The 18,844-nt window shown below is 48.3% G+C and carries 15 protein-coding genes and 2 tRNA genes; 10 read left to right on the top strand and 7 right to left on the bottom strand.

Features of this window, described 5'->3' with window-relative positions:
- Positions 1-48 precede the first annotated feature (48 nt).
- The 3 genes from T502_RS03950 to T502_RS03940 all read right to left on the bottom strand — a co-directional run bounded on the left by T502_RS03950 (position 49) and on the right by T502_RS03940 (position 3,715).
- Entirely contained in the window at positions 49-1,098 is a 1,050-nt protein-coding gene (locus tag T502_RS03950) for a hypothetical protein (RefSeq protein ID WP_042705782.1), read from the bottom strand.
- A 139-nt stretch (positions 1,099-1,237) separates the two neighbouring features.
- Positions 1,238-3,439, bottom strand: a complete 2,202-nt coding sequence (nrdD, locus tag T502_RS03945) for an anaerobic ribonucleoside-triphosphate reductase (RefSeq protein WP_052359137.1) — start codon at positions 3,437-3,439, stop codon at positions 1,238-1,240.
- A gap of 3 nt (positions 3,440-3,442) precedes the next feature.
- The gene (locus T502_RS03940) at positions 3,443-3,715 is read right to left on the bottom strand and encodes a glutaredoxin family protein (RefSeq protein WP_042705781.1); all 273 of its coding nucleotides are present in this window, start codon (positions 3,713-3,715) and stop codon (positions 3,443-3,445) included.
- Between the two features lie 223 nt (positions 3,716-3,938).
- Here T502_RS03940 and thpR point away from each other — a divergent pair, with 223 nt between their 5' ends.
- From thpR to T502_RS03905, 7 genes are all read left to right on the top strand, one after another.
- Positions 3,939-4,478, top strand: a complete 540-nt coding sequence (gene thpR / locus T502_RS03935) for an RNA 2',3'-cyclic phosphodiesterase (RefSeq protein ID WP_042705882.1) — start codon at positions 3,939-3,941, stop codon at positions 4,476-4,478.
- A gap of 1 nt (position 4,479) precedes the next feature.
- A complete protein-coding gene (gene cca, locus T502_RS03930) occupies positions 4,480-5,853 on the top strand; it encodes a CCA tRNA nucleotidyltransferase (protein WP_042705780.1) in 1,374 nt (457 codons plus the stop codon).
- Positions 5,854-5,976: 123 nt separating this feature from the next.
- Complete coding sequence (locus T502_RS03925) at positions 5,977-6,384, top strand: DUF6508 domain-containing protein (RefSeq protein ID WP_042705779.1); 408 nt, start codon at positions 5,977-5,979, stop codon at positions 6,382-6,384.
- 125 nt (positions 6,385-6,509) lie between these two features.
- A complete protein-coding gene (gene xth / locus T502_RS03920) occupies positions 6,510-7,283 on the top strand; it encodes an exodeoxyribonuclease III (protein WP_042705778.1) in 774 nt (257 codons plus the stop codon).
- Positions 7,284-7,421: 138 nt separating this feature from the next.
- A complete protein-coding gene (gene hypD / locus T502_RS03915) occupies positions 7,422-8,450 on the top strand; it encodes a hydrogenase formation protein HypD (RefSeq protein WP_042705777.1) in 1,029 nt (342 codons plus the stop codon).
- 188 nt (positions 8,451-8,638) lie between these two features.
- Positions 8,639-8,710: transfer RNA gene (locus T502_RS03910), tRNA-Arg, on the top strand.
- 169 nt (positions 8,711-8,879) lie between these two features.
- Complete coding sequence (locus T502_RS03905; protein WP_157197457.1) at positions 8,880-9,839, top strand: hypothetical protein; 960 nt, start codon at positions 8,880-8,882, stop codon at positions 9,837-9,839.
- A 75-nt stretch (positions 9,840-9,914) separates the two neighbouring features.
- Here T502_RS03905 and T502_RS03900 read toward each other — a convergent pair whose 3' ends face one another.
- A complete protein-coding gene (locus T502_RS03900) occupies positions 9,915-11,222 on the bottom strand; it encodes an NCS2 family permease (RefSeq protein WP_052359135.1) in 1,308 nt (435 codons plus the stop codon).
- Positions 11,223-11,342: 120 nt separating this feature from the next.
- The gene (locus T502_RS03895) at positions 11,343-11,999 is read right to left on the bottom strand and encodes a 2'-5' RNA ligase family protein (protein ID WP_042705775.1); all 657 of its coding nucleotides are present in this window, start codon (positions 11,997-11,999) and stop codon (positions 11,343-11,345) included.
- 233 nt (positions 12,000-12,232) lie between these two features.
- Between T502_RS03895 and T502_RS03890 the strand changes: the two genes are divergently transcribed.
- On the top strand, positions 12,233-13,414 hold the full coding sequence (locus T502_RS03890; protein WP_157197456.1) for an aldolase: 1,182 nt from the start codon (positions 12,233-12,235) through the stop codon (positions 13,412-13,414).
- Positions 13,415-13,500: 86 nt separating this feature from the next.
- Here the strand turns inward: T502_RS03890 and T502_RS03885 are convergent, their stop codons facing one another.
- Positions 13,501-14,439 carry a radical SAM protein gene (locus tag T502_RS03885; protein ID WP_042705774.1) on the bottom strand — a complete coding sequence of 313 codons (939 nt, stop codon included), beginning with the start codon at positions 14,437-14,439 and terminating at the stop codon, positions 13,501-13,503.
- 126 nt (positions 14,440-14,565) lie between these two features.
- On the opposite strand from T502_RS03885, the gene T502_RS03880 reads away from it, so the two are divergent.
- Both T502_RS03880 and T502_RS03875 read left to right on the top strand, forming a co-directional pair.
- Positions 14,566-15,288, top strand: a complete 723-nt coding sequence (locus T502_RS03880; RefSeq protein WP_042705773.1) for a sugar phosphate isomerase/epimerase family protein — start codon at positions 14,566-14,568, stop codon at positions 15,286-15,288.
- A 107-nt stretch (positions 15,289-15,395) separates the two neighbouring features.
- Positions 15,396-15,468, top strand: a tRNA-Thr gene (locus T502_RS03875).
- A 227-nt stretch (positions 15,469-15,695) separates the two neighbouring features.
- On the opposite strand, the gene T502_RS03870 is transcribed toward T502_RS03875, so the two are convergent.
- The gene (locus T502_RS03870; protein WP_042705772.1) at positions 15,696-18,830 is read right to left on the bottom strand and encodes a type I restriction endonuclease subunit R; all 3,135 of its coding nucleotides are present in this window, start codon (positions 18,828-18,830) and stop codon (positions 15,696-15,698) included.
- Between the last annotated feature and the right edge of the window lie 14 nt (positions 18,831-18,844).

The following is an 18,844-nucleotide window of genomic DNA, read 5'->3' as shown; positions in this document are numbered from 1 at the left end:
AAAAAATAGTGTGATTATGGCATGCCCTTCAGCCTTCAGCTAACTTGTTTATGCTGTTGTCGCCGCTGCCGCCGCACTGCTGTCCAAAAATTTGGTTGAGACCAGTATCTCTATCTTATAGCTCTTCAGCATATTCGGATTGATGATGAAGTAATAGTTACCCTCACCCTCGTAGAATCTGTGCTGCCAGTAGTATTCATTGAGATTCTTACGGGTCGGAGCCGGAATATCCTTATCCTTATCCTTTTCTTCACCTACCAGAACATCCTCGGGTTTATCATTATATTTCTCATCCTTATCCTCATCATCAACAGGCGGATTTACGGGCAGAACACCCTCGGTTCTGGAATTGAGAATATATACGATGCCATCGGGCTTATCGGCATCCATTACCTGAATATTGATAGAAGGGACAATAAACTGCTGATTTTCAACCTCGACACCAAGACCTTCGCCCTTGCTCTTGAAGAATCCTTCGGTCTCGCCTGAATCCGAGTTCTCATTGCCTTTATGTTCCAGATAATACTTATAGCGGTCCTGATACTCTTTTAGGGTTATTTTGCCGCTCTGATACTCTTCCATCAATTGATCGGGACCGGTAACATTGCGGATTACTTTATCGTCATCGGCCTCATTACCCACCTTGCCCATGGACTCGATTGAGACCTTCATGTCCCAATACGGGAACGGAATCCGGATTATCTGAGTCGTTGCATCCCACTGACCGTCTATGGTTGCGTATGTAACAAACTCTTCCTTCTGGTACTGCTCGTCGCCGGGCATCCTGAAACCGAAATCCTTCGATGAGGCAAATTGGATATTGTACGTGGAGGGATCCACAAACTGAACACTCTTTGCGACCCCGTCCCATGAGGAAGACGACGATTCGGAAGATCCGGCCTGTGAACTCGCGATTATCGGAGTGTAAGGCGCAGACGGAGCGCCGGACGGAATGGGTATATTCGACACATCCCTCGTCTCGGAAGATTGCGGGAGAATAGCCACAGGCTCTCCGTTCATTATCGGCTTCACTACAACTGCAAGCAATATCACAATCGCAATCGCCGCAATGAAGAAGACGAGATCCTGCTTTTGCATAATTAAGATTTGTTTATATTAACATATATAACGTTGTCTTTATACAACGGCAACAGGGTCAAAAAAATGGGTCAAAAAAGGGTAATTCGATAATTCGGTTAAAAATATTTTACATTGTGCACATGATTGCGCACAACGATCAGACACGCACTCCTCTGTCCACCATGGACATGCCGACGCCGTGAGCCTTCTTATCATCGTTATATTCCCTGAACTGCCTCAAAGAAACGGTTAAATCGCGTGTAAAGGCAAAATAACCGATCTGTGTGTTCCTGCAGAGGTTCATTGCCATATCCATGAGACCACGCGGGTCGGGGCGCGCTTCTCCTAGCCATATATGGAAGATATTGCCGCCGTCGACAATCGGGAAGAAGACATGCTCTATCTCCATTCTCTTAGTAAGCGAGACGTCGGCGCCGGGTGTCACATGAGTGCCGTTCGTGTAATAGATGGGCAGATCGAAGGTTGTGCCTATCTTCTTCATCGCCGTCTCCATATCGCCTTTTACGACCTTTTTGGCATATTCGGAGAATCTGTCATCGATTAAATCGGCGACACTGAAACGCTGTCCCGTGGTCTCCGCAGGCGTCCTTGCAAGAGCAATCGTGATTCCGTGCTTCTGCGAGAGTGTTCTGGCATACATCTCAAGCTCGGTCATGGTGCGGACGGCAAGCCTGTAGGCATCCTTTCCTTCGTGGAGCTGATGACCGGTGTGGTGCTGCACCATCTCGTTTACGCCGACAACGCCGATTGTGTAGACAAGACCCGAGAAGTCGACAGCCATCGAACCGCGCTTTAAGCGTTCGGGGTCATTGGGGTCCTTCGGGCGCTGCATTGCAAACGGCATCCTGCCCTTTGACTTGATGTTGTCTATCCATCTCTTCTTGATCTTGAAGACCTCGACGGCGGCATCCATCAGTTTCTTAAGTTCGGCAAAGAGCCTCTGATCGTCGCCTTCCGCCTTGTATGCCGCTCTCGGACAGTTGATTGATACGACCTGAAGAGAGCCCATGGAGAAGTGTTTGCCATCGCGGAAGTATAGTTTGTCCTCAAAGAGGGTATCGCTGTCCGCTTTGGCGGAGAACTGGTATGCACAGCACTGGTAGCATGATATGCCTTCGCCTGCGCCGCGATACTCGGGTATCTGATTGTCGTAATAGGGCGTGCCGTATTTCGAGGCAAGCTCAAAGGTCATGAGGTATAAGTCCTGATAAGTGGGCAGATCGGGATTTTCGCGGTTGAACTCCTCATCCTCTTTCATGAAATCGGGCTCTATGCTTATCTCGGGCTTGGGGAAGTTGAACGGCTTGCCCCAGTAATCGCCCTCGAGCATGACTTCCATCAGCGCCTTGAAAAGAAGTCTTACTTCGCGCTCGAATTCGCCGTAAAGTCGTTCGGGCGCCTGTTCTCCGTCCCAGACCTTTCCTTTGTAGACGCAGGGTTTGTCCTTCCAGAGTTTCGGAACGCCTGGGGAGAGCTGAACCGAGGAGAAGACGACCTGACCGCCGCGGGCAACCATCATCTGCGTCATCTCATAGACGAACATCTGCATATGCTGCTTTATGCAGTCGTAATCCGCGCCTTCAAAGTATGGTGCGAGGAAGGTCAGGAAATTGTAGTATCCCTGACCGCCGGCAAAGTTGGTCTGTGCACTGCCGAGTGCCTTGACCGCGTGAAGTATGGCAACTTCGGGGCGCTTTGCCGGTCCCGCCACGGATGCCTTTGTTCCGTTGCCGTCCGGCATCAGACCGTAATAGAAGAAATAGCGCAGATCCCAGTCCTGACAGAACGGTCGCGTTCCGAAATATTCGAGATCGTGGATGTGCATGTCGCCGGATAAGTGGTAATCCGCAAGTTCGGGCGGCATCTGAAGGAGATACTGCTCCTTGCTTATCTTGTCCGCCTTTTTCTTATGCGCAGTCTCGGCGTTTTCCTGAAGGTTCGCATTGTCCTTTGCCCCGAATCCTCTGCCGACATCTATCAGATGCGCATCGTATACCGGCGTTCCGACTCTTGTCGAGACATTCCTGTATTGCGGCATATCGCGCTCAAGGAGCACAATATTGAGAACCTCGCGAATGAGCGGACCCGAGAGAAATTTAAGACCGAGCTTTAATATTCGCTGCTCGACCGTGAGAGCTATCTCTTTGGCGGTCTCCATGTCGATGGCTTCTCCGCCGTAGAACTCTTCGACCAGTTTTGTCTCGCTCAAAAGCTGTTTGACTATCCACTCCCGGTCCCAGTCGAGTATGAGTCCGCGCGACGTTCGGACTTTAGGGAGCGGCGAGACGGAATATCCCGTAAGGGTCTGCTGGCGGGATTGTTTATCTTGCCTGACCATCAATCAGTCCCCTTTGCAATGTGCAAGGATATCATCTTCGCGCAGCTGACCGCCGCTGAAAAGATCACGTGATGTCAGAAATTCGTCCTCCCCTATCTGAAGAACGGGCGCTTCTCTTACGAAGACATTGTTCATTCGCAGTTCAGTCATATTTTCAGGAGATGCCATGTCAAGCTCATCGTATGCCACATCATGACTTTTCAAAAAATTCTTCAGTTTTTCACAGTTTGGACAAACTTCCAAAGAATATACAATTATTTTTGGACTATCAGACACAAGAAATCCCCCAAAGGTGATTGTATGATAATTTAGATTGGATAGTAAAATAAGTTTTTATTCGGAACATATGACCCCATAAACTACCGCATATAAACATACGGACACTATATAAGGCAGGACTTACGGATGACGGATGAATTATGCGGGGGCAATGTGCGGTATGATAGGCGGTATGGAATACGGGATAGATTTTATTCTGTTCCGGCGCCAATTATTAGCGATGACAAGGGTATTTGTTGCGGCGGAACTGCCGGAGAGCGTAAAGCAAAGCCTCTCCGCGTATGAAGAGAGCCTTAAGCGGTCGGATGCGAGGTTAAACCTCGTGGATCCCGATTTGTCGCACATTACCCTGAAGTTTATCGGCGAAGTCGATGCCGTTAAACTCAAAAAGATTGAGGAACGCCTCTCCGCAATCAAATACAGCCCGTATACGATGCGGCTTTCCGGAATATCGTTCAATAATCCGAGATCGCCGCGTGTCGTCTGGGTAAACGGAAGCGACGGCGGCGGATCGGCACGGCTTGCCGCGATGATTGAGGAGTCGCTTGCCGACCTCGGCATTCCGAAGGAAGAGCGGCAGTTTAAGATACATGTTACGCTCGCGCGTATCAAAGAGTATCATCCATCCCTCATGCCGATAGTGAAGGGGCTCGGCGATGAGGATGTTGCCGAGTTCGAGATAACGGGCTTTTCCTTAAAGAAGAGCGTGCTGACCCCGAAAGGTCCGATATACAGCGACATAATGAGAGTTGACTTCTGAGATGACGCAACGGTTCAATGAATACGAGACGGAAGTGCTGGAATCCATACGCCCCGGCGACGGCGAGAGAGCGGAGATACTCGGTCTCGGCGGGGAACTTGCAGACGCGGTTAACAAAAGCGGCATTGCAAAGGGAATGATTACGGGCTCGGTCGCACGCGACACATGGGTATCGGGAGACAGGGATCTCGATGTCTTCATGCTCTTCCCCCCCGAACTTACGCCCGAAGAACTGGAAGAGAAGGGACTTTCGCTTGCAAAAGCCATTGCCAAGGAGTTCGGCGGCGATTACGTCGAAAAGTATGCCCAGCACCCCTATCTAAATGCGGATATCCGCGGCTTCGACGTTGACCTTGTTCCGTGCTATGCGGTCGAAGATGCCTCAAAGATTAAGAGCGCGGTCGACAGAACGCCGTTTCACACCCGCTATATGAAGAGCAGGATAGCGGACAAGACCGATGACGTGAGGCTTCTCAAGATGTTCTCGAAGGCATGCGGCGTTTACGGCTCGGATCAGATGACCGGCGGCTTTGCCGGGTATCTCTGCGAGATCTTCATCTGTTATTACGGCGGTTTCCGCGAGTGCATAAAAGCCGCGGCCGAAGACTGGCATACGGGGTTGGTTATCGATTTGGAAAAACATCAGGCGAAAGAGTTCGATGATCCGCTTATCGTGATTGACCCCACCGACCCGAGAAGGAATGTTGCCGCATCGCTTACTCAGACAAGAATGTCGGAGTTCTGCGAGTTTGCACGCGGTTACCTGAAAAATCCGTCTGAGGAGTTCTTTGTCCGCAGGACGGGAATGCCGATGTCAAAGAAGGAACTCTCGGCACGGCTGAAAGAGCGCGGGACTGCGCTTTACGGCATTGTCTTTAAGACGCCCGGGATTATTCCCGATGTCATAGTGCCGCAGCTGAAGAGAAGCGAGGGGTCAGTCGCCGCACTTCTCGAACGGCACGGTTTCGGAATAAACCGCTGCGGCTCGTTTATGGGGGACGATAACTGCATAATTCTCTTCGAGATGCTTACGGACAGCCTTCCCGCGGTCGAAAAACGTCTCGGACCGCCGGTTCGTGAGAGCGAAAACTCGGAGAGATTCATTGCAAAGCATCTGGGTAAGACGATGTCGGGACCGTATATCAAAGACGACCGATACTATGTCGAGATCCTGCGCAGGTATCCGACCGTCATGTCGCTTCTTAAGTCCCGCGATTTCGTCGAATGCGGACTGGGAAAGCATGTCAAGAACTCGGTTATGAAGAAATACGATATTGTCCGCGGCGCCGAATGCCACAGCGACGAGTTCGCGGTATTCCTCGGCGGGTTCTTCGAGGAGAAATCTCCGCTCGTTAAGATTCTTGAACGGAATTGAAAAGAATTGAACGGAATTGAAAAGAATTAACGGAATTGAAGAAATGATGGAAAGTGATGATTAAAAGAAATGTTGAAAGGACATAAACACTTTTAATCATGGGCGACAACTTAAGAGGGACCAATGAATAAAGAAGGAGAAGCACTTACTGCCGGGAACTTTGATGCCGCTCTCGAATACATGGATGTTCTTGAGAGTAAGAGCATTATCTCGGAAAACGCCGGGGAGATAGCCAAAAGCGGTTCCTGCGAGGCGCTGAACGATTTTTTAAGGGTGCTTTACTACAATAACTGGCTCATAAATACGAGATGGCAGGACTGGACGGGTATCGCCGAGACACATCTCGGTCACCCGGAACTGCTGGAAGAGGCGGATGTCGAGACAATCCGAAAGATTCTGACCGTCCATGTCAGAATCGACAGGCTCTTCCCCGGCGACATCGCCGATATTATCTCGAAGGGCTATATGTTCGCCATATTTAAGCGGATTAAAGAGCTGTATCAGGAACAGTATCCCGCGGACAGCGAATAATACCGCCATTTATATCGTTTTGTATACCTTCATGTATACTGTCATTTATATCGTCATGTATACAGTCATGTATACCTTTATGTCATTTCCGCAATGATTTATCAAAAGAAGTCAATTATATCATAATGACCTCGCTGAAACTTATCTCATGGAATGTCAACGGCATCCGCGCCTGCGCCAAGAAAGGATTTTCGGACTTTATCGGCACCGCCTCCCCCGATATTCTCTCGGTTCAGGAGACGAAAGCCAACGAAGATCAGTTGACCTCGGTCATACGTCACCCGAAAGGGTATTTCTCGTATTTTTCTTCCGCCGAAAGAAAAGGATACAGCGGCGTTGCGACATTCACGAAGACCGAGCCTCTTTCCGTTGAGAGAGGCTTCAATATCGGCGAGTTCGACGGCGAAGGGCGCGTTCTGAGACTTGAGTATCCCGATTTTTATCTCTTCAATATTTACTTCCCAAACGGCGGCGCATCCCCCGAGCGCCTTGATTATAAGATGCGGTTTTATGCCGAATGCCTGAAGCAGTTCAAAGCTCTCACGGATGCGGGGAAAAACGTTGTCGTCTGCGGCGACGTCAACACGGCGCATAAAGAGATTGATCTGGCAAGACCGAAAGAGAACTCTAATGTATCGGGTTTTCTGCCGATGGAACGCCGGTGGATAGACGACCTTATCGGGAGCGGTTTTTACGACACTCTCAGAATGTTTGACGAAAGCCCGGGGAGATACACATGGTGGGACATGAAATCCCGTGCCAGGGACAGAAATGTCGGCTGGCGTCTGGATTATTTCTTCGTGAGCGAAAGCATGAAGGAGAACGTGAAAGCGGCGGCGGTTATGCCCGAGATCTTCGGCTCGGATCACTGTCCGATCTCGATTGAAGTGGAGTTTTAAGACCGGCAGTTGCGATGCGGTCTAAAGGCGATCGGCACCGGTGGTCGGCACTTTCCGGGACATATTCATCGAACAACTTAAACACTCATAAATCTGATAAAACCTAAAAGAGATATAACTAAAAGAGACAGGAATACAATGGCAGGCGGAATGGAGATAAGAAAAGCACTCGATGAGATAGTTGACCGCGATTACACATTTATGCACATCTGCGGCACTCACGAGGCGTCGATTGCACGTTCGGGGCTGAGGAGTGTTCTGCCCGAAGGACTCAAGATTGTCATGGGTCCCGGCTGTCCCGTATGCATAACGCCGCAGGGGGAGATCGATGCGGCGCTCGAACTTGCGGCAAAAGGCTGTATTATAGCGACATACGGCGACCTCATGCGTGTGCCGGGGACAAACGGCAGTCTGGATACCTGCGGCGGCGACGTCCGCGTTGTTCAGGGCGTCCATAAAGCCGTCGAGATAGCCAAAGAGGTTCCCGATAAGGAAGTCGTCTTTATCTCGGTCGGATTCGAGACCACCGCACCCACGGTTGCCGCAACGCTCCTTACGGAGCCGCCGGAAAACTTCAGTATACTGTGCTCGCACAGGTTTGTGCCGCCGGCGATGAAGTTCCTTCTCGAACAGGGCGAGGCTAAGCTCGACGGATTTATGCTCCCGGGACACGTATGCGTCGTTACGGGATACGCGATGTACGAGCAGTTCAAGGTCCCGCAGGTTGTTGCCGGATTTGAGCCCGAAGATATTCTTCTCGGTCTGTATATGCTCGTGAAGCAGGCAAAAGAGGGAAGGGCGGACGTGGAAAACGCCTACCCGCGTGCCGTCGAAAGAATGGGCAATCAGAAAGCCATGAAGATGCTCTACGAGGTCTTTGAGCCCACCGACGTCGAGTGGAGAGGCTTCCCCGTGATCCCCGATTCCGGTCTGAAACTCAAGCCCAAATATGAGAAATACGATGCTTTGAAGAAGTTCGGCGTCGAGATTAAGCACGTCGAGAAGAACTCGGCATGTATCTGCGATAAAGTCCTCAGAGGCATCCGTGACCCGACCGACTGCAAGCTCTTCGGCAAGGCGTGCACACCGAGGAAACCCGTGGGTCCGTGTATGGTCAGCCACGAAGGCGCATGCAGAATCTGGGCGCTTTACAATCAGAAGCGCTGATGTCAGCACCCCGGCATCCAATCGCCGATTGACAAGATTAATCACGCATTAATAACAGATAATATCGGGTTATATCCGATTATACCGGCGATTGATCGGCATTCCGCCGATGAACAAATCATACAAAAATATACACAAATTCAGAATCTAATTTATATCCAAATTTATATCCAAATTTTTAATTTTGTGCCCTGATAGGGTAGAGGATATCCTGAGAGCCTCCGGAGCTTTCGACCCGGGTTCAAGTCCCGGTCAGGGCGCTCTTTAGTTACGTTTTTATCATACCTGTAATAATACTAATTCATATTTGAACATTGGCGTGAATATGCATTGTCGGTGCATTGAGCTGCAGAGTGCATGAAGTACATGAGTGTATGAACTGCATGAGCAAAATAAGTGCACGGGTGCATAAGAAAGAGTTGAACAAATATGTCTGATTTGGAAAGCCTAGCTAATTTTTCGGTTAACGTAACCGCGATGACCGAGAATATCGGTCCCTTCATTCAGGAGATGCCGGATAAGATAGTCAACGGCGATCTCGTTGCAATACTGATAGCCTTTATTGTCCTTTACTGTGCGATCTTCCTTTTGATCAAATCGGCGAAGTATCTGGTTGCGTTCATAAAGAAATTCATGATCTTTGCAATATTTGTCCTTGCACTCTATATCTTCGTCAAAGAATTCCTCTTCAAAGTGCTGACCGAAGGTTTCACGCCGGATGTGATCGTAGTCGGCGGTTTCGGTCTCTTCTGCGGCATAATCGCGGTCATTGTGGCTCTCTCAAGCGTAATAGGTGCGCACAGAAAGAGGAAAGAGGAACAGGCAAAGAAAGAGGCGGAAACAGCGGCGGCATCGTCTGCGGCAGCGTGCCCGTCGGGTATGCCCGTATATCAACCGCCATATCAGCCGCCCTATCAGACGGCAACGCCGGGCGCGGAGCAGCCGCAGCAGGCATCCGCTCCGCAATATCAGTATCCGCCGAATTACGCCCCGAATTATGCTCCGAATTATCTGCCGCCGCAACTGGCAATGCTGACAAAGGATAACTCCATAGGAATGGTCATTATCTCACTTGCGGTGGCTGAATTCGGTGTTTTCTCATCGAAGACGATAGCGGCGGCAACGGTGGATACGGGAATAGTGTTCTTCATTCTGTTCATGATCGCGGCTTTCGTCTTCATAAAACTGACATACCACAACTACCGCACGGGACTGTGGCATTTCTGTGTCGCATTCATGATAGGGCTTGCCATGACATTCCTTCTGGGTTATTTCTGGGCCGGAATACCACTGGAGACGCTGACGACGGATAAATTCTTCTCATCCGAAGCCCTTGTGGCACTCATAACGGGTCTTTCACTCAGTCTGTTCATGAGCGGCAAGGGATAAAACAAATAATTACTCTTTTTTGGACTTTTTTGCAGAATTTTGTTATTTAATATTTTGTTATTTAATACTATACGGTCAGTACGGATAGAGTATGAAGAATCCCAGACACAGGAAGAAGAATAACCACGTACTCCGGTTCACTTCGTGTATTCTGCCGCAAACCGCCTTCATAATCGGATATACAACGAAAGCACTGCAGATACCGATTCCTATGTTGTAAGTAAAAGACATCATGACTACGGCGAAGATCGCAGGCAGATACTCGGTCATGTCCTTAAAGTCGATATCGATAATCGATCTGAACATGATGAATCCGACGGCAATCAGGACCGCTCCGGACGCCGCCGAAGGAATCGCGGCAAACAGCGGCGCAAAAAAGAGACTTGCCCCGAAGAGCAGCGCGATAAATACGGCAACAAGACCCGTTCGTCCGCCGCATGTGACCCCCGATGCCGATTCGATAAAGACTCCGCATGTTGTCGTTCCGAAGACAGGCGCTGCCATATTTGCAAGCGAATCCACCAGAAACGGCTTTTCTATATTATCGAGGTTGCCTTCCCCGTTCAGCAGACCGCCTTCACGCGAGACGCCGATTATACTTGTCATGGTATCCAGAAACGAGAGTATGAATATGGAAAAGATAACGGAGAGCATGCCGAAGGTAAGGGCTCCGGCAACATCCATCTGCATGAAAGTCGCCGTTATGTCGGGAGGCATGCTTACTACGGCTTCGGGAAGGGGCGAGAGTCCGAGAAGGAATGCCGCAATCGTCGTAACTATCAGACCGATGAAGATTGCCGCACGGACTTTGCGCACCATCAGTACAAGTATGATCAGCAGACCGATGACGGCGAGCAGGACATTCGATTCATAGAAATATCCGATGTGAACCGGCGAAAACGAACCTTCTATGCGTATGATGCCGGTATTCAGCAGACCTATAAGAATTATGAAAAGCCCGATACCTGCAGTGAAACTGCATTTCAGGTTATACGGTATCGATTCGCAGAGGACTTTTCTGCCGCCCATCAAGGTTATCAGCATAAGGAGAATGCCGCTTAAGAATATCGCTCCCAGTGCCGTCTGCCACGAATAACCCATAATGCCGCAGACCGTGAAGGCAATAAAGGCATTCTCACCCATGAAGGGCGCAATCGCAAAGGGACGGTTGGCATAGATACCCATTACAAGAGTGCCCGTGAATGCGGTGAGTATTGTTGCCGCCATTGCGGCTTCGAAGGGCATTCCTGCGGAAACGAGAATTGATGGGTTTACGACGATGATATACGCCATCGCGAAGAATGTGATAAATCCGGCATATGCCTCGGTCTTTACCGTAGTACCGTATTCATCGAGATGAAACAGTTTATTTAAAAATGCCAAAAAAAACACTCCTCCACGTGCCGGATTTATTGCGATTGTATCTGAAAGATTCGGTATTTATTTTTAGTATTTATGGAATAACAAAATTTTGATTGGTGAGCGGATCTAAGCATAATTTTCTCATTCCCCGCCGCCATCATAATGCCAGAGTATCTTTTTGCATGTGCAGTGATTTCCGAGATGGCAGACCGCGATATCCGTGCAGACAAACGATTCGGGCATTGCGGGCAGATTCCGTATCTGATATATGTCCCCGTTTCCGAGGGTGATATGCGGCGAAAACCGCCGGCTGTCAACGTTTTCGAGATAGTCCGATGAGTAATCGAGGGTGAAATCCGTTATCGGAATTTTGTCGGGATATACCATATCGGGAGTGACTCTGCCGAGATTGAACTCTTTCAGGACCGAACTTATCTCGGACTGCATCTCGATTATAATCTCGTCTTTTACTATGTCCATCCCCGAGACGATTACGTTCTCCGAGGTTTTTACGGCCGCAAAGCCCTTATACGCGGCAGTATAGGGGAGGTAGCGGTCGCCGATACGTGCGAGTGATTCGGCGATATCGTCCACGGCGTCCAATTCGATTGCGCCCATGGCAAGCGAGACATGCGGAAGTGTCCTTGTAAGACTGAGAGGGACGCGGTTGTCAGCCGATCTCCTGATAATTTTTTTGTTGAGTTTTACGCAGAGTTCCGCAATATCCTTAGGAGGAAGAAGAACTATGTCAACGGCAACAGTCTTTGAGACCTGCCCGGGATATCTTTCCTCGGTCATGCATAAGTATGGTATCTGAAATTATATCTGATTTTATATCGGGTTTTCATCGGGTATTGCTCATATTTCGGCTGACGTGAAACCGCACAAACCGCCAAAACCGCATTAACCACCCAAACCGCCCGAACCGCGTTAACCACCCAAACTTCCCGTCCGGGAGTCTGGGGTTTACAATGCGGGTTTACGGCGACACTATCATTATCTTTATTAATCTGAGAGATCGACGAATATATATGACCATTGAATCTGATATTGTAATTCCCGCTGACGTCCCTAAAAACGCGGAAGCGAAATATAAAGAGAATTATAAGCTGATTACGGGAGGCAGCGGAAGGCTGATGCTCTTCGCCGGCGACCAGAAGACCGAGCACTTAAACGACGACTTCTACGGTGCCGACATCCACCCAGATGATGCCGATCCCGAACATATGTTCCGCATCGCAAGCGGAAGCAGAGTGGGTGTTTTCGCATCGCAACTCGGTCTTATCGCACGCTACGGCAAGAGTTATCCGAATGTGCCATACCTTGTAAAGATTAACTCGAAGACTCATCTTGTCAAGACCGATCAGAAAGACCCGTTAAGCACACAGCTCTGGACCGTGCAGCAGGTCGTTGATCTCCGCGACAGTTCTAAACTTAAGATAGCGGCGGTCGGATACACTATCTATCTCGGCAGCGAATACGAGGATGTAATGCTTTCTCAGGCGGCGCAGATTATCAACGAGGCACACAAATACGGTCTTGTCGTCGTTCTCTGGATTTATCCGCGTGGCAAGGCGGTCAAAAACGAGAAGGACGCTCACCTCATCGCGGGCGCGGCAGGAACCGCGGCGGCGCTGGGCGCGGATTTCGTCAAGGTCAATCCCCCAAAGGAGGAAGGCAAGGATTCCGCGGAACTCCTGAAAGAAGCTGTAAAAGCGGCGGGAAGGACAAAACTTGTCTGCGCCGGCGGTTCGAGCACATCGGCGGAGAAGTTCCTCTCACAGTTATATGCGCAGATTCACACCGGCGGCGCCAGCGGCAACGCAACCGGCAGAAATATCCACCAGAAATCGCTGGATGAGGCAATCCGCATGTGCAATGCGATATCGGCCATAACAATGGACAATGCGGACGTCGCCGCCGCACTCAAGATATACAACGGCAATAAGGCAACCAAGGCTGCAAAGCCTGCAAAGGCAACCAAAGCGGCTTCCGCAAAGGTAACTGCCGCAAAGGCGACCGCGACAAAAGCAGCAGCCAAAAAGGCAACGAATACGAAGGCTGCCGCTGCAAAAACGACTGCAACAAAGACAAGCGTAGCAAAAGCACCGGCAACCAAAACAACGGCAACAAAAGCAGGCACAACAAAATCAGCCGCTGCAAAAACTACCGCTGCCAAAGCAAAAGCGACCAAGTCAAAGGCAAAAAAATAAATTATAACGGCTGAAAAGCCGACCAATAAACCTACAATCTTTTTTAGGACGCAGTTAACAATCTGTTTTATTATTCCGCATACGTATTATTCCGCAGATCTGTAGAAGACTCCGCGTTCGCCGCGTGCCTCGGTTATTTTCCCTTCGGCGACGAGAACACCCAGATATTTGTTGACTTCGTTCATGTGCAGACCCGTTATTTTTACGATATCGTCAAGGGTGCAGGGTCTTCTTCTGACAGTCCGAAGAATTACGTCGGAGATATCTCCCGAGTAGGCTTTATTCGAAGAGCGCGTCGCGGGTTTTCCGGCTATCTCGATATTGTCATGCCTGAGTTTTCCGGCAATCTCCTGCATCCTTATGTCATCCGCGGGTCTTATCCAGTCAACTGCACCCGGGCGGTCGAGCGTGTTGAGCTGAATCTTGTCGGGGCGTATCTTTGCAATCTCGGCATTTATGCGCCCGATCTCCTCATCGGTGTCGTTGATTCCGGGGACGATGAAGATCTCGAGCCATATCTGACCCGTATACTCCGTGCGGAACTTTGCAATGCCTTCGTTTACGACCGCTGCCGAGAGGGAATGATGCGGTCTGTCAACCTTTTTGAATTCGGTCTCGCCTGCGCAGTCGAGAGAAGGTATGACAACATCTATGTCGAGGCAGTCGCGCCTTACCTTTTCGTCATGGAACAGACTGCCGTTTGTGAGAAGCGCCGTTTTATACTCGGGGTAGTTCTCCTTTACGAACCGCGTTACTTCGCTTATCCGCGAGTACAGGGTCGGCTCTCCGGAGCCGGAGTATGTCACGAAGTCGAGTCGCGGATGAGTCTTCAAAATGCCGTCGAGCTCTTTGAGAACGTCATTCAGCGGGACGTATTCTCTTCGTTCCACGGTCAGATTCGTTGTTTTTCCCGATTCGCAGTATATGCAGTTATATGAGCATGTCTTTGGCGGTATCAGGTCAACGCCGAGAGAGATTCCGAGTCGTCTTGAAGGCACGGGTCCGAAGATGTATCTGTATTCCATCGTGTTATTCCGTTATTTTGTCATGATATTGTAGTCATGCCAAATATATAGAAATATCACGCGAATGATTCAAACCACGATAATTCAATAAATAATCTAATAAACAGGAACCGTCAATTTAGAAGTATGTACGGGGTCTCCACATATTGCCTGATAGATAAGCCGCTTGAGAACGCTCTTACGCTTCTCTCCGATGTTACGAAGGTTGTCGAGATTATGGACGACGGTCTTCACTATATGGATACGCCCGAGATTCTGCATTCTTTCTCGTATACATACTATATTCATGCGCCGGCGCGGACCGTCAACATCGCATCCCACCTCGATGCCATAAGGAAAGCCTCCGTTAAGGTCATCCGTCACGCAATGGATATGGGCGCGGATGCCGGGGCAAAAGGCGTAGTCGTCCACCCGGGTTTCGCCCCGTGGCTTCAGGAGCGGGATGTCAGCGTTTTTCAGCTTCATAAATCCCTTATCGAGCTTAAGAAGCACTCCGAGGAGCTGTCGATTCCGGTATTTGTCGAGAATATGCCGAAGAGCAAATACTTCTTCCTTCAAAAGCCCGACGAACTCTCGCATTTTTCAGAGTTCGAGTTTGCCCTCGATGTCGGGCATGCGCACATCTGCGGCGTTCTCGATGATTTCCTCAAGGTGCCCGTGTCGCACCTGCACATTCACGACAATAAAGGTAATGCGGACTCTCACGCCGCCATCGGTGACGGGACCGTCGATTTTGCGCCGATCTACGATCTCATCAGAAAAGAGAATCTGTGTCCGATAATCGAGACCGAGACATTTGACGGCGTTCTGCGCTCGGTTACGCAGTTGAAGAGAAACGGCATCGTTTAATTCCGTGTTATGCCGTATTCAGAAATCCCCTGTTTTTCGATCAATCCCCATGGTCATTTAGTTAAGGTTTTATATTTTTCATATCCATATTATGATGCACTTTTGTTGCCTCGGTGGCTTAGCCGGTAGAGCGCGTCCTTGGTAAGGACGAGGTCGCGGATTCAAATTCCGCCCGAGGCTTTGTTTTTGTTTGTTTTTATGTCGCACAGTCATATACCGAATTTTTAGGACGGTATCGCGCATTACGAGAATAAAATGCAATAATAGGCATTAAGGCAAATCAATCCGGCGCGCATTAGAACATCAAGACGAAAAGACCGCGGGAAAACATAGGTATCGGCAACTTGTGCAAAAAATGCACAAGTTGAAAAATTAGGAAAGTCGGCACTTGTCAATGATTGCAGGTATCATTCATCTTCTTCATCTACGGCACAAACACCATAGTATTTTTCGAAATATGCAAGCAATTTATCAATGATTCTTTGTTTTTTCTCCGCACGGTCTCCCGATCCGAATCTGCTCATCGGAGGCATCAATTCATCAATACCCGTTCCCGTAGTCTTTATTCCGCCGACCTTGAACGAATAATCAATAAACTTTCTTGTCTCTTCTTCTTTCAGATTTTCTTCCTCTATGATCCTAGTAAGTTCTTTCTCCTTCTCCTGCCCGACAAACTCATACCATGCATCCATGACATCATCAACATAGTTGACTCTTGAAATGAATATCTCGATAAGTTCCTTCTTACTTCTGAGTTCGGGAGAAGCATCAACAGCTTTCTGAATTGTAATGAGTACCTCTTCATCATGGCACTGAGAGTCGTGATACTTCTTGACAAGCACGAGAATATAGTCGATATTAATCTCAATCTGCTTGATAAGCTCAATTTCGAATACAATGTCCTCGGTAATATCCACTTTCTCGCCGGAAAACATTCTGTTTTTCCACTCATCACGAAGATCCTGATATCTTCCGAGATAATCCTGAAGATCACGCTCTGAAAGAAGTTCCATATTCTCAAACTCATCAAAACAGCTTAAGATATTTCTGACTCTCAGGATAACTCCGAACAGCCTGATGAAATCCTTCTGATTCTGTTCTCCGATGATACGAGGCTCTTCAAGCGGGAATTTTGTCTTAAGTTCGTTGATGAGATCCACATATCCGAGATGTACTTTTCCGTCCGCGTCTTTATAGCCGTAATAGTAATCATTGAAAGTACGCATTAGGACAATGCCTGAAGCGTCTTTGTCACCGAAAAGGGATATGGCACGGTCTACACGCTTTTGAAGGTTTCTGAAGCATATGACATTTCCGAAGGTCTTTACGGAATTCAATATGCGGTTTGTTCTTGAAAATGCCTGAATCAGTCCGTGCAACTTCAGATTTTTGTCAACCCATAAGGTATTGAGTGTAGTTGCATCAAATCCCGTAAGGAACATGTTTACGACGATAAGGAGATCAATTTCCCTGTTTTTCATGCGAAGAGATACATCCTTGTAGTAATTCTGGAACTTATCGCCGGATGTGTCATAGTTCGTATGGAACATCTCGTTATAGTCTTTGATAGCGTTTTCAAGGAAATCTCTTGAGTTTGTATCAAGTGCGGATGTATCCTCGGGGTCTTCTTCGTCGAGTATTCCGTCGGATTCCTCTTCGTTTGCTCCGTAACTGTATATTGTCGCAATCTTGAGTGATTTTGACGGATCCGCTTCCATCTGCTTCTTAAACTCGGTGTAATAGAGTTTTGCGAGATCAACTGAAGAAACGGCAAATATGGAATTAAAGCCGCCAATCTTCTGTTTCTGCCGGATTTCCATAACTTTTCCGCGTTTGCTTGCAGCTACATCGGAGACATTGGTCAGTGTGTTAAATGTGTAAAACCTGTTTTTGCGATAGGTTTTCTGGTCAAAATGATTCAGAATATATTCTGTGACGAGAGAGATTCTCTCAGGTGCCATGTAGACTTTTTCGCGGTCGATGTCCCATACCGGTTCATCGATTATGTCATCGTCCATATCCATTGTCTTGATGTAATCAACGCGGAAAGGCAGAACATTCTTGTCATTGATGGCATCTACTATTGTGTATGTGTGAAGCTGATCGCCAAAGGTCTGTGCCGTTGTGAAAAACTGCGCAGTCTTTCCCGATCCCGCATTCACGGCAAATATCGGTGTGCCCGTGAATCCGAAGAGATGATATCTCTTGAAGTTTTTCACGATTGCCGCGTGCATGTTTCCGAACTGACTGCGATGACATTCATCGAATATTATGACGAAATGCTTTCCGAATGCCTCATGATTGGGATTTTTCTTTACAAAGGTCGAGAGTTTCTGAATGGTCGTGATGATAATTTTACAGTTGTCATCTTCAAGCTGTTTCTTCAGAATTGCCGTTGATGTGTTGCTGTTTGCCGCTCCTTTTTCAAAGCGGTCATACTCCTTCATTGTCTGGTAGTCAAGATCTTTTCTGTCAACTACGAAGAGCACTTTGTCTATGTACGGCAATGAAGACGCTATTCTTGCGGTCTTAAAAGAAGTCAGAGTCTTTCCCGATCCCGTAGTATGCCAGATATAGCCGCCGCCCGCTACGGTTCCGTATTTCTTGTAATTGTTCGCTATTTCAATGCGGGTTATGATGCGTTCGGTTGCGACAATCTGATAAGGACGCATGACCAGAAGCGTGTCCTCCGCCGTGAAAACGCAGTACTTTGTAAGGATGTTCAGAAGCGTGTGCTTTGAGAAGAATGTCCGCGTAAAATCTACGATATCGGGGATTATTCTGTTGTTTGCGTCTGCCCAATAAGATGTAAATTCAAAAGAATTGCTTGTCTTTTCCTTTTTTGAGGATTGCGGAAGATTTGCTTCCTTGATATGATTGTTCCTTGTAGTGTTGGAGTAATAAAGTGTGTTGGTGCCGTTTGAGATAACAAATATCTGCACATACTCATAGAGACCTGTACCTGCCCAGAAACTCTCCCTCTTATAGCGGTTGATCTGGTTGAATGCTTCGCGGATTGCCACACCCCTTCTCTTAAGTTCGACATGCACCAGCGGAAGACCGTTTACAAGGATTGTTACATCATAGCGGTTGTCATGCTTTGCGCCTTCTTCCCTGCCGATTACGTACTGATTGATTACCTGTACTGAATTGTTATGCACATTTTTCTTGTCAATCAGTTTGATGTTCTTGCTTTCGCCGTTATCGCGTTTTAATACCTGAACATAATCTTCCTGAATTTTCCTTGTTTTCTCCTTAATGTCCTCATTGGTATTTGCTACGGATTCAGTAAAGAAACGGTTCCATTCATCATCCGTGAAGGTATAGCCGTTCAGCTTTTCAAGCTGTTTTCTGAGATTCAGAATAAGGTCTTCCTCTGAATTAATTTTCAGATATTCGTATCCCTGCTCTCCGAGCATCCTTATGAATTCTTTTTCGAGTGCGGCTTCGCTCTGATATCTCTCTGATCTGACCTTTACAGGAGTGTATTCCGTAACGACAGTATTCTCGTTTGTCTCGGCGATTATGTTAAAATATGGCATAAAGCATCCCCCTC

This window comes from Methanomicrobium mobile BP, assembly GCF_000711215.1.
GTDB classification, from domain to species: domain Archaea; phylum Halobacteriota; class Methanomicrobia; order Methanomicrobiales; family Methanomicrobiaceae; genus Methanomicrobium; species Methanomicrobium mobile.
This window is presented reverse-complemented; position numbering and strand designations above follow the sequence as displayed.